The sequence below is a fragment of the Psychrobacter sp. FME6 genome (assembly GCF_014861365.1).
Lineage (GTDB): Bacteria > Pseudomonadota > Gammaproteobacteria > Pseudomonadales > Moraxellaceae > Psychrobacter.
In genome coordinates this window covers 1-12,764 of the sequence record NZ_RRYW01000037.1, presented here as the reverse complement: position 1 = coordinate 12,764, position 12,764 = coordinate 1, and the positions used below count along the sequence as shown (strand labels likewise).

Annotated in this window: 11 protein-coding genes; 2 read left to right on the top strand and 9 right to left on the bottom strand. The window is 44.0% G+C overall.

The window, feature by feature from the left end; all coding sequences use genetic code 11:
• The first annotated feature begins 59 nt into the window (after nt 1-59).
• Nucleotides 60-977 (top strand): hypothetical protein, encoded by a 918-nt coding sequence (locus EI162_RS07215; protein ID WP_318779299.1) that lies wholly within the window; start codon nt 60-62, stop codon nt 975-977.
• A gap of 249 nt (nt 978-1,226) precedes the next feature.
• On the opposite strand, the gene EI162_RS07210 is transcribed toward EI162_RS07215, so the two are convergent.
• The 8 genes from EI162_RS07210 to erpA all read right to left on the bottom strand — a co-directional run bounded on the left by EI162_RS07210 (nt 1,227) and on the right by erpA (nt 9,896).
• On the bottom strand, nt 1,227-2,402 hold the full coding sequence (locus EI162_RS07210) for a type III PLP-dependent enzyme (protein WP_192523718.1): 1,176 nt from the start codon (nt 2,400-2,402) through the stop codon (nt 1,227-1,229).
• A 307-nt stretch (nt 2,403-2,709) separates the two neighbouring features.
• Nucleotides 2,710-3,264, bottom strand: a complete 555-nt coding sequence (gene def / locus EI162_RS07205; RefSeq protein ID WP_192523702.1) for a peptide deformylase — start codon at nt 3,262-3,264, stop codon at nt 2,710-2,712.
• A gap of 334 nt (nt 3,265-3,598) precedes the next feature.
• A complete protein-coding gene (locus EI162_RS07200; RefSeq protein ID WP_192523701.1) occupies nt 3,599-3,853 on the bottom strand; it encodes a GlsB/YeaQ/YmgE family stress response membrane protein in 255 nt (84 codons plus the stop codon).
• A 352-nt stretch (nt 3,854-4,205) separates the two neighbouring features.
• Nucleotides 4,206-5,696, bottom strand: coding sequence for a UDP-N-acetylmuramate:L-alanyl-gamma-D-glutamyl-meso-diaminopimelate ligase (mpl, locus tag EI162_RS07195; RefSeq protein ID WP_192523700.1), 1,491 nt, complete (start codon nt 5,694-5,696; stop codon nt 4,206-4,208).
• A gap of 315 nt (nt 5,697-6,011) precedes the next feature.
• Nucleotides 6,012-6,641: a copper resistance protein NlpE N-terminal domain-containing protein gene (locus EI162_RS07190; protein ID WP_192523699.1), complete on the bottom strand. Its 630-nt coding sequence runs from the start codon at nt 6,639-6,641 to the stop codon at nt 6,012-6,014.
• A 348-nt stretch (nt 6,642-6,989) separates the two neighbouring features.
• The gene (locus EI162_RS07185; RefSeq protein WP_192523698.1) at nt 6,990-7,517 is read right to left on the bottom strand and encodes a disulfide bond formation protein B; all 528 of its coding nucleotides are present in this window, start codon (nt 7,515-7,517) and stop codon (nt 6,990-6,992) included.
• 55 nt (nt 7,518-7,572) lie between these two features.
• Complete coding sequence (gshA, locus tag EI162_RS07180; protein ID WP_192523697.1) at nt 7,573-9,147, bottom strand: glutamate--cysteine ligase; 1,575 nt, start codon at nt 9,145-9,147, stop codon at nt 7,573-7,575.
• 368 nt (nt 9,148-9,515) lie between these two features.
• Nucleotides 9,516-9,896, bottom strand: coding sequence for an iron-sulfur cluster insertion protein ErpA (gene erpA, locus EI162_RS07175; RefSeq protein ID WP_225735213.1), 381 nt, complete (start codon nt 9,894-9,896; stop codon nt 9,516-9,518).
• Between the two features lie 496 nt (nt 9,897-10,392).
• On the opposite strand from erpA, the gene EI162_RS07170 reads away from it, so the two are divergent.
• Nucleotides 10,393-12,447, top strand: a complete 2,055-nt coding sequence (locus EI162_RS07170) for an ABC-F family ATP-binding cassette domain-containing protein (RefSeq protein ID WP_192523696.1) — start codon at nt 10,393-10,395, stop codon at nt 12,445-12,447.
• Nucleotides 12,448-12,558: 111 nt separating this feature from the next.
• On the opposite strand, the gene EI162_RS07165 is transcribed toward EI162_RS07170, so the two are convergent.
• Nucleotides 12,559-12,764: transposase (locus tag EI162_RS07165; RefSeq protein ID WP_192523695.1), on the bottom strand; the 206-nt coding region annotated here is incomplete at its 5' end.

Sequence of the window (12,764 nt, the reverse complement as noted above, 5' to 3'; positions counted from 1 at the left end):
TGAGTGAATAAGCCAAGTGTTATGGTGTGATGATTATTGACTATCATAAGAGGTATAGCGTGAAACAACAGCGATATAGCAAAAAATTGAGCGTTATTAATGTATATAATCGCGCTCGCCATCGGCGGCCAACAAAACTAAAACGGCTACTTGGTTCAGCGCCCTTGGTCATCATATCGTCATTAGCGCTGGCCCCGATGGTCGCCCAAGCCGCCACTTATCAAACTTACGTCATCGACACTTATGGCGGGGATGCATTATTACCCACTGTTCGTCAGCAGCTAAATAACAGCCAAGATGGAGGAAGCGTTGCCACTTATCAAGATAAATTGGTTTTGCAAACCACAGAGGCCAATTATCAGGCAGTGCGGCAATTACTCACACAAATTGATACTCAGCCCCAAGCAGTAACGGTCGCGGTTCGTGTGGGAAATACTGACAATCGCCAAAGCAATATTCAGCAAGGGCGGGTGATTATTAGTAATCGAGGTATTCAAGGTACAGGTGTCATTAATCAGCGTAATAGCCAGCAGCAGAATAGCAGTCTGTATCAAGTGCAAACGCTGTCTGGCAGTGCGGCCAGCATCAGTACGGGCACACTTTATTCGTTAACTCAGAATTACGCTGCCAATACTTATCCAAGCAATCATCGCCCAGTAGGGCAGATTATTATTCAGCAACAAGTACTATTGCCAACGACTCAGGGTGTGGCAGTCACACCAAGGCTGCTACCGAATGGGCAAGTCGAAGTTAAACTCTCGCAAGTAGAAGAAAAATTAACGCGTTCTAACTCATCACATAATCAAAACCCTGCTATCAAAAGCCAAAAACTTAATAGCACCATTATCGTACCACGCGGACAGTGGGTAACGATCGGACAAATCTCTCAAAATAGCCAACACCAAGATTCAAGTTATGCTGGTAATCATCAAATCAATAGTAGTAATGACGCGCCCATTCAGCTGTTGGTTCAATAGCTGTTTATTCTTTATTTAAAAACGTTTAAGCATAAAAAAGCGCGGTGTTATAAATAGCACCGCGCTTTTTCTTATCATATAGTCGGTTCAATATAAAAGAGATACAGCGGGGCTGGAATAAATTTTTTGTAGCCTCTGTCGGCGTAGGCACAGCAAGCAAGAAAAATTTGTACCAGTCACGCAGCATAGTATCGTGTATCTATTTTATTCAGTATCAGCCATAGTTATAGCTGATAAACCTAGCAAATACTAATCGATATACACTACCTCTAACGGTGGGAAGCCATTAAACTCAACAGATGAGTAAGAATTGGTATAAGCACCTGTCGCCAACCAATAAACTTTATCACCAATCTCAAGCTCTTGAGGCATCTGATAGCCCGCTTCTTCATACATGATATCTGCTGAATCGCAGGTTGGCCCTGCCAGCACTACCGTACCAGCTGACGTTGAGGTTTCCATTTTAGGCGTATAAACGGGATATTTAATCGCCTCACCCAAGGTTTCGATTAAGCCTTGGAACAGTCCCACATCGGTATAAACCCAGCGTGTTGTTTCATCCTGCGCCTTACGTGAAATCAGCACCACCTCACTGACTAACACCCCAGAACTTGCCACCAAAGAGCGTCCAGGCTCCAAGATAATCTCTGGCATATCATCTATACCATAACTGTCCACTAAATACTGTTTTACGGATTCGGCGTAGTCTTGTATGGTATTGACCTGATTTAAGTACCTAGCAGGGAAGCCGCCCCCTAAATTTATCATTTGTAGCTTAATATTTTGCTGATTTAAAAGCTGTTCAAAGATGTCTTTGACCATCAACAAAGCGTCATTCCAGACAGTGACTGATTTTTGCTGACTACCCACATGGAATGAGACGCCATAAGGTACTAAACCTAGCTCGCGCGCTTGGGTCAATAACTCGACGGCCATATCAGGGTGGCAACCAAACTTGCGTGACAATGGCCATTCCGCAGTGTCTGAACCTTCTACCAAAATACGCACGAAAACATTGGATCCAGGAGCGTGCTCAGCGATATTTTTTAAATCTGCTTCTGAGTCGGTGGCATATAGGCGCACGCCTTTGTTATAGGCGTACTTAACGTGTTGCGCCTTTTTAATGGTATTACCATACGAGATACGACTGGTATCGACGCCGCAGTCCAGCACTCGGTCCAGCTCATAGATTGAGGCACAATCAAAGTTTGAACCCAACTCTGCTAATAGCTTAATGACTTCTACTGCCGGACTGGCTTTCATCGCATAATGGACCTTCGCATCAGGAAATAAACCGACCATTTCATTGAATTTGAGTTTGATACGATTCAGGTCTACTACTAAAAATGGCGTTTCGCGTCCTTCAGCGACTTTGGTGAATTTCTGCCACGCAGCGGGGTCAAAATACTGCTCAATTTTGATCATGGTCATGATGGAAAACCTTTAATAAAGAAAGCGTAGAGCAGAGAAAAAAGCCAACATCGCATCATATAGTAAGTTCAATATAAAAGCGGCACAGCGGGACTGGTATACATTTTTTGCAGCCTCTGTCAGCGTAGACACAGCAAGCAAGAAAAATTTATACCAGTCCCGCGTCATATCATAACGTATCTTTTTTATTTAGAACCAACTATAGCGCATAACAAAGCCATCAGACTTTAACCCATATCATAAGTAACTTATGTGCCGTTTAAATGATGTAAAAAGTAGCTTATATGATAAATCTTACCTCTTAAGAGTTGGTTGGCTGTGGCTGTTTATCTGCTGATGGCTCACCTTGTTTTTCACGTATTTTTATAACTTTACGCACCTTGTCGCGCGCACGAGTCTGTTTTAGACGTGATAAATAATCGACGAATATCACGCCATTTAGATGATCCATTTCGTGTTGGATACAGACTGCAAGTAAGCCTTCTACTTCTTCGTCAATTTTTTCGCCGTTCTCATCTAAGGCTTCGATACGCACTTTATTCGGACGCTCAACACTATCATAGACCTCGGGCACCGACAGACAACCTTCTTCATACGGTTGTTTTTCTTCCACCAATGGCGTCACTTTAGGGTTAATAAAAACCTTAGGCGTGTTTTTTTCTTCGGATAAATCCATGACAATCAGTTGAATATGGCGATCAACTTGACTGGCAGCCAGGCCAATACCCTGAGCGTCATACATCGTCTCAATCATGTCATCGATCAAGGTCTTGATTTCAGCAGTCACTTCCTTGACAGGCTTGGCAATAGTGCGCAAGCGCGGGTCTGGATAATTTAAAATAGGGAGTAAAGCCATGACGCTCACCTCAATAATAGGGATAAAATAGGGTTAATATTATAAGGTAAATGGGGACAAAAGTAATGCTTATCAATACTTTCCGCGTAACTATAGTCAGTGAGAAGTAATATCGCTACATCACGTACTGCAGGTACCGTTTTTTCTTGCTTGCTGTGCCTACGCAGACAGAGGCTGCAAAAAAACTATACCCGCAGTATCGTAGCGTTTTTAAAGTATTTTAACTATATTGCTTGGTATAAACTCTTATAACCACGCATAAATGAAAAAGCCCTGCTATTCGCAAGGCTTTTTCATTTACTTTAACCAACTTTCTTTATAAAGCTGTTGTTAGTTATACACCACGCTTGCTCATGATCATCTCATATATGAACAACAGGATAATCGCGCCGATTACTGAGAAGATAAGACCCGTGAAACCGCCATCAGCGTTGATACCGATCAGTCCAGCGATGAAACCACCAACTAGAGCACCGACGATACCCAGTACGATCGTCATTATCCAGCCCATAGGGTCGCTACCCGGCTTGATAGCACGTGCCAATAGCCCAGCGACCAAACCTACAATAATCATCCAAATAAAGCTCATTTTTTTCTCCTAATTTATTATCATTTATAATGTTTATTAATTTTGATTGTTCAGTTTTAAATCATCATTCTTATTAATAGATACATTGTAGGCGCAGCTCAGGCGTAAAGGTAAGCACTAAATGTTACCAGTGTATGAGCTATGTGAGGAAAAACACTGATTTGCTAATATGAAGGTAGGATAGGTAAATGAAAGGTTACAAAGGTAGCGGGGACGCTAACACGGTGCATTATTTATGGTTATTACCGATTAAATTGCTCATGGAAACTCGAGAGTAAAAAAGCGTAGCTTGTCTATAACGAAGCGACGCTTTTGGCTAAATTATGTGCTAAGCAGATGCTAGATAACAGGGCTACTGATTGCGCAGCGCAGTCAGTAGACGCTGATGAATACCTTCAAAGCCGCCATTAGACATAATCACAATCGCATCACCCGCTTTTGCTTGCGTGCTGATATGGTCAATAATCGCATCGACACTAGAGAGGACTTGTTGGTTGCCCAGATTCGCGTTTGTGCTACTAGCGCGCTCGATGACTTCTTTTAAGCCCCACTCTAAACCCGTAGGCTCATACCACAAAGTATGGTCAGCCAGTGCAGCAGATTCAGCCAAGCTATCTTGATGAACGCCCATTTTCATGGTGTTGCTGCGTGGCTCAATGATGGCCCAAATGCGTCTGTTTGCCAATTTCTTTTTGGCGCCATCGAGCGTGGTAGTAATAGCCGTCGGATGGTGGGCAAAATCGTCAAACACTAGAACGTCATTAACATCACCGATCAGCTCCATTCGGCGTTTGATACCAGCAAAGGCTGATAAGGCTGCACAAGCAGTTTTAACACTAACGCCAACGTCATAAGCGGCAGCGACAGCGACCAGCGCGTTATTAACATTATGGATGCCACTCATCGACCAATCTACGACGGCTGTGGCTTCTTTATCAGCCGAAAAGCTCACGGTAAACTGGCCACCGTCTTCGCTAATTAGTTCAGCTTGCCAATCACTACTATTTTTTGATTTACCATCATTTTCGGTAGCGCTCGTTGCTTCTTTATCAATAACAGCAGTACGCCAAATAGGGGTCCAAACGCCTTTGGCCAACGTATCTTCTAGGCTAATAGTGGCTGCTGGCATGATGATTTTACCAGTGCTTGGAATCATACGTACCATATGATGAAACTGGGTTTGGATGGCATTGAGGTCAGCAAAAATATCGGCGTGATCGAATTCAAGATTGTTCAAAATCGCTGTACGCGGGCGATAATGGACGAACTTTGAGCGTTTATCAAAAAATGCTGAGTCGTATTCATCAGCCTCAATGACAAAATAGCCCATCTTTTCTGAACTGTCATTGCCGGTCTTTTCTGCACCCAAATAACTGCTATGGGCAAACACTTGCTGCAAATGTTCATCGGTAGTGTCTACTAACGGTACTCCGCCAATCAAAAACCCTGCATCAATACCTGCATAATGCAATATCCAAGCAAGCATGGTTGTCGTTGTGGTCTTACCATGCGTACCTGCCACCGCGATGACGTGACGTGATTGCAGTACTTGCTCAGATAAAAATTGTGGCCCTGAGGTATAGCGCAGACCCGTATCGAGCATATACTCGATCACATCCATGCCACGCTTCATCGCATTGCCGACCACCACCAAATCGGGCGCTGGTTGCAAATGCTCTATGCGATAACCTTCCTCGATAGTCACGCCTGCATGTTCAAGTTGGGTGGACATAGGAGGATAAACATTGGCGTCTGAGCCAGTGACTGTATGTCCAAGGGCGCGCGCTAGTAATGCCAACGAGCCCATAAAAGTACCACAAATACCAAGAATATGAATATGCATAGACGTTCCGTACGGGAGTAAAGTAAAAGAATAAAAGTGCTAAGGTATCCATAACAATGACAGTATTAGCGTGATTCAATGTGTCACTCTTTTATTTTAAACCAACGATATGCTGTATAAAAAAGAGTCAATGGACACTGGTATATCAGTATGGCGCTCGTGCACGCGCTCATTGTAAAGTAAAGATTATAAGATGACCAATAAAAAACGCCTAATAAGTAGGCGTTGTTCAGCTCGTCAATTTGACTGGTTTAACGGTGTTTTATTTATCATTTGATAAATTCTACTGCCTACCTTGGGAGTGTAGATACTTTGCTATTTACGCGACAAGGTATAGTCATTGTCAGGTGTTTTATCTTCATCCATCATAACCAAGTGATTGTCTTTAATTTGATAGGTTTCGATATTTTTTTTCTCATAAACAATGGTGATCATGTCACTATCTTGGCGATAAACACCCGATTCGAGTAAAGGTGGCTGCGCAGGTTCAGCATTATGAAACACACTGGTCTTTAGGACAGAGCCATCGGCAAATAAATTTAAGGTAATATCAATATTATCACAAGATGCGCACGGCACCATACCGCCATAATCGCCCATTAATGTAGCCTGCAGCGTGCTATCGCTACTCGATGCTGAAATCATTGGCGCGCTATGTGTATTGTCGTTTGGATTGGCCGCTGCAATCAGGGATTGGCCCTCTTCGTTGTCAGTTTTATCCGCTAAATCTTTGGCCTTGTTGTTTAATCCAGCAGCCTCATCATTTTGCACCCCAGCATTCTGCGTACTGTTAATTGCTGCACTTTGGGTCATTTCATTATTGGTAGAGGAAGAGGCACTGTCACAGCTAGCGAGCAGTAGGCACACTGGCACCGCCAATAAGGAGCGCATACAGCGACTGATTACTGTGAGCGTTGTCGAAGAAGTAGACGGAAAATATATCATAGTATTACCAAAAACAATTTTTCAAAGTGTATGGCTAGGCGCTGTCTGTATTATGGATAACCTAAAGTTATAGTAAGAAATAATGAAAACAAGAATGACAAGCTTAACGATAATACGTAAACGGTGCGAGTCCGACTTCGTTAATTTATGTGATAGAAATAGGCGGGTCTTTCAGTAGCGTCGCGTTTAGGCACTGTAGTCATTGGCTATATGCGATTATAGTTATAGAAAACCACCCTTTATTCTAATAGGTTAAATAAAGCCTCTTGAGATATCAAAGCGTAAAAGTGACCAGAGAGGTTTTTAAATAGCCGTCTGCAATCCTAATATTTGACTGTTCAACAGGTCCTAAGCTTGACGGCTGTGTCTAGTAGGTCGCACGATACGCCATAATATCAATCCATGTACCACTAGCAGTCCACTAAAGAAGATCAAAGACTGCTCAGGGATACTGAGCCCCCAAAAAGTCCAATCGATAGATGCACACTCACCAGAACCGGCAAAAACTTCTTTTAATACTTGCTGCATGGGTAGGGTGTCGAGCCAGTAATCCAACCCTGGACCACAAGAAGGCACTTGGTCGGCTGGTAAATGCTGTAGCCAAACATGACGTCCCGCCACCACAGTCGCCCAGCCAATACCTGCTAAGCTTCCAAGCCATAATAGTAGTTTAATAGCCATTGACTTGGGGTTAAATAAAGCAGCGATTAAAGCAAAGCCGCCCATCACCATCAGCCCAATACGCTGAAAGACACATAGCGGACAAGGTGAAAAGCCCATATAGCGCTGCAAAAACAACAATGCAAAACTCATGCCTATCACGGCCATTATCACCAAAAATACTTGCAAATTGCGGTAAGTGGTCAGCTTTAGCATTGGGCGGTTACTCTTATAAAATGTTCATTGATGTATAGTAAAAGCAAATAAAGTGCTAACGATATTGTTGCAAGAAGTCCATAAAGTCTTCTGTTTCGGCTTGCTCAATATCAGCTTGTTGCAGTACCGATTTTTCTGCCAATACTTCATATTTGGCTTGGGTATTTGGACTCAGTGTTTGCTGCAATAAAGACTCGCGATGCTGCTGAGCTAAGGTAAAACCAAGCTGCCATAAGCTGCCTAAACGCTGACTATCAGAATTTACTTGGGCAGAAATAGTTGACTCAGAATGCCCTGCTTTCCCTTGCATTAAGGCAACTGCCGCACGGTAATCATTGCCACCATAATGGGCATCAAGTAGCGCGGCAAGTGGCTGCATATGCTCTAAATGTCGCAGCATCCAGCTCTCAAGTAGCTGCTCTTCGCCATTGCTTATGATGTGCAAGCCATCGAGGCGACCTTCATTTACCACACGCTCAAGATTGATGGCTAGGGTTTCTTCTTCCTCAGGTAGCAGGTCGGGTGAGTCGCTGAATAAACAATACAGCGCCATGACTTCTAAAAAGCAGGCGCTAGAGAGGCGAATACCGACGTCGCTATAAGGATCAAGATCGATGGCACGGAACTCGACATAGGCGATACCGCGACGCTCAAGCGCTTCAGTCGGTGTCTCTCCGCTCATCGCAATTTGTTTCGGACGAATGGGACTGTAGTATTCATTTTCTATCTGTAAAATATGATTGTTGATTTGGATAGGATTGCCATCCTCATCATCTAAACCGAGTTTCTCAAAGCTTTCATGCGGGGTTTGAATCGCGCGGCGTAAGCCATCGACATACTCTGGCAGATAGTTATAACGAATATCGAGGTGTTCTTGCACACTATTGGTATAGCCGAGCTTGCCCATACGCAGGCTGGTGGCGGCAGGCCTATAATAGGTAGAATCATTCATCAATTCTAAATCATGCTCACGCCCCGCTAAGAAACAAGGACAAACGCTAGGACTGGCACCCAGTAAATACAGTACCAAACTGGTCAAGCGCTTAAAGTTACGAATTAAGCCTAGGTATTTTTCATTTTTAAATTCTGTCAGCGTTTGGCTTTTTGCATCTGGCATTTCTGCTTGCCAGACTTCAAATAATCCGTCGCCAAACGATAAGTTATAATGCAAACCGGCGATTGCCTGCATGCGGCGACCATAACGGATGCTCAGACCACTACGGTATAGAGTCTTGAGTTTACCCGTATTAGAGCTGCCATAATCAGCCAGTGGAATATCTTCATCATTCGATGACAGCATACAAGGCATAGACAGCGGCCACATCAGCTCACCTTCAGGCATGGCTTGATAAACCAGCACATGCAACTGACGCAGCATGTTTAGCGTCTCTTTTGGTGAGGTTTTTGGGTCGGTAATCAGCTCAAGCAGACTTTCTGAATAATCAGTGGTGATAAAGGGGTGGGTGAGTTTTGAACCTAGTTTGGCTGGGTGAGGCGTTTGGGCCAAATAACCATCAGGCTTAACGCGCAGACCTTCTTTTTCGATACCGCGTAGCATGCCTGTTAAATGCTTGCTGTCAAACCAGTTAGGAATTTCAAAGTTAACAAAGCTGCTCGCAAAATTACTCATAATAGTCATCTATTGTTATTTGTTATGGCGGATCAAAACACCACTGGTGTTTGACCATAAAAGAGGTAGATATTGGATGAAGAATCCCGTCAGTTTAGCTCAAAGCTGCCCTGAAAACCACGGACAATTACAAATACGATAAGCTTTACAGGTGCTAATTTATCTAGATTTTAATGGTGGGTTTCAATCAAAATTTTTATAAATAGCGCGTTATTCTTCTTCTAGAAAACGGATAAAGCAAAAAGCATCTACCTACTAGATAGATGCCTGAAATAGACAGATGCTTCGAAAGTGCGACGTTAAGCTGTTTGTGATAGCTTTGGCTAACGACTAGGGCATCTCGATCAAAGGTCATACGAATCGCTAACTTAAATAGAGAATGACGAGCCGCAGCCGCACGTGGTGGTGGCGTTTGGATTGGTGACGATAAAGCGTGCGCCCTCCAGCCCTTCGGTGTAGTCAACGGTAGAGCCTTGTAGATACTGATAACTTAGCGAATCGACGACTAAGGTCACATCACCATTGTCAAAGTTAGCATCGTCCTCATTTAGATCATTGGCAAAGTTAAAACCATAAGAGAAGCCCGAACAGCCACCCCCAGTCACATAAACACGTAACATCAGGTCGCTATCGCCTTCTTCTTCACGCAGACGACGTACTTTTTGCGCCGCACTGTCGGTTAGATTCAAGACCGTTGGGTCTACTGGCTGGCTTGAGCTTGGGTTAAATTGGTTGGTTGATTCGTTCATATCTACCTCAGTTGCTAGGATCAAATGCGGTGGTCGTCCTGTTTGGGTTTGCAAAATACTTGCAAATAAAGATACGCACGGCGTTTGATTCGATTGGGTACTATTATTATGGCGGTGCTGTTATTACTATTAGCGCATTATAATCGGCACGTTGTACACGTTATAACTGGCACATTATAAATATCATATTTGTACCAGTACGACGATTTGTACCAGTACGACGGTTTGGTTGACGACTGGCACTTATCTAATAGCAGTATATCATAATGGGGGTATTGATTCGTTTGTCAAGAGTGACGCTGCGAGCTGAATTTGATGCGGTGATATTCGTTTTTATTGTCCCAATAAACACTTAGTTTTGAAATAGTTATTTAATCGTTTGCCTATGGGGCAAGCGTTTGAAATAATAGCCGCCAATTAACATGCCCTAACATGCCAGATGTGTGTTTTTCTTATTGCCTTATATTTTATATCACTGTTGAGATGAAGAAATTATATGATCGAATTTAAAGACGTTGGTGTTCGCCGTGATGGCCGCGAGTTGTTTGCAGAGGCAAGCTTCCAGCTACATCCGGGCCACAAAGTTGGTTTAACGGGCAATAACGGCACCGGCAAATCGACCTTATTTGCCTTATTACTAACGCAAATGGGCACGGGCGATACCGAGGTCACGCTCGATAAGGGTGAGGTGAGTATTCCTGATAGCTGGAATGTGGCACATATGGCGCAGGAAGTGGGCGCGAGTAAGCAGTCGGCGATTGATTATGTGCTCAGTGGTGATGAACAGTGGTACGAGATTAATGCAGCATTAAATGATTTGAGCAGCGTCAGTGATGAGCAGATTGGTGTGTTGCACCAACAATTTGATGAAATTGATGGTTATCGTACGCCGACCAAAGCCGCGCAAATTATGGCAGGGTTGGGTTTTAGCACCACTCAACACGAGCTGCCAGTAGAGGGGTTTTCGGGGGGGTGGCGTATGCGTCTAAACCTCGCCAAAACCTTGATGAGCCGTGCAGACTTGATGTTACTCGATGAGCCGACCAACCATTTGGATTTGGATGCGATTTTATGGCTTGAGACGTGGATTAATGCGTTTACTGGTCTGGTGATTGTTATCTCGCATGACCAAGCCTTTTTAGATGCCACAGTCGGTCATATTTTGCATGTCGAACAACAAAAAATTACCCTCTATACGGGTAATTATCAGCAGTTTATTCGTACCCGTCACGAGCGTATGGCGCAGCAACAACAAGCGTTTGAGAAGCAAGAAGCCACCAAGGCGCATTTGGATGACTTTATTCGTCGTTTCCGTGCCAAAGCCAGTAAAGCCAAACAAGCACAGAGCCGTATCAAGCAGCTTGAGCGCATGGCTGAGCTGTCCCCGATGATGGCCGACAATCCGTTCTCATTCCGATTTTATGAGCCGGCAAATATGAGCTCGCCATTGATTGAGCTGACCCAAGCAGATATTGGTTACACCGATACGCCACTATTGCATAACGCCAATGTCCAAGTCACTCCAGATACGCGTCTTGGCTTGCTGGGTATGAATGGTGCGGGTAAATCGACGTTGATTAAAGCCTTAGTCGGCGAGCTTGGCATATTAACAGGGGCGTATCGTGTGTCTGATACGTTAAAATTAGGCTATTTTAACCAGCATCAAATGGATATCCTAGATGCCAAAGCAACTCCTATCGAGATGCTGCGTCGCCTAGCCGGCAAGACTTCTGATGCTGAGCTACGCTCGTTTTTGGGCAGTTTTGACTTTCGCGGCGACCGCATCGACACGCCAAGCGAGCTGTTTTCTGGTGGTGAGCGTGCGCGTTTAACCTTGGCATTAATCGTTTGGCAGCGTCCGAACGTCCTCGTCCTCGATGAGCCAACCAACCATTTAGACTTACAAATGCGCCAAGCGTTAACTATTGCCTTGCAAGGGTTTGAAGGGGCAGTGGTGCTGGTATCGCATGATCGTGAGCTGATTGCCAACGTCTGTGATGAGCTGTATCTGGTACATGACGGTATAATCGAAGAGTTTGATGGTGACATTAGCGACTACGGCAAGTGGCTGGCTGAAAAACGTAAGCAAGAGAATGCCCAAGACAAAAATCCAGGTAAGAAAAAAAGTAAAAAGGAGAGTAAGAAGTTTGTTTCACGTGAAACAAAGGATAGCTCAGCCTCTAATACAGCAGATACCAATAAAAAATCAGACCTATCTTCAAATACTGCAGCGTCGAAAAAGAGCGCATCGGCTCGGCCTGCGCTTAGTAAAGAAGAGCAACGCAAGTTTGCCGCTGAACAACGCAAATTAACCGCACCGTTTCGCCGCGCTATTGACGATACAGAGAAGGCGTTGGCTACCATTGATAAAAAGCTGCTAGCGCTTGAAGAAAAGCTTGCCAACACTGAGCTTTATGAAGAAAGTCGTAAGTCCGACTTGATCGTATTACTCAACGAGCAGACGGCACTACAGCAGCAGCACGGTGATAATGAAGAGAAGTTATTACTATCGATGACGACATTAGAAGAAATGGAAGCTGGATTGGAGTAACAAGCTTTAGATTGTTTAAATTATAGTCGATGAATAATTAAACTAGTGTAGCTGTATTAATGTGCTACTGGTATAAATTTGAGACCATCCCGAATTCTGTGTAACTGCCGTTTAGATTAAATGCTTGCTGATACGGTCATCAAACATAATCATAAAGCGATTTAAAGCAGACGTCCAGTTACGGATTGGCATCGACCACTTTTTAGAGGCCTGCTGGGTTGCCAGATATACTACCTTGAATGCTGCCTGATCAGAGGGAAACACCTTACGCTTATTCACCGCCGTTCGAATCACACTGTTTAGCGACTCTATCGCAT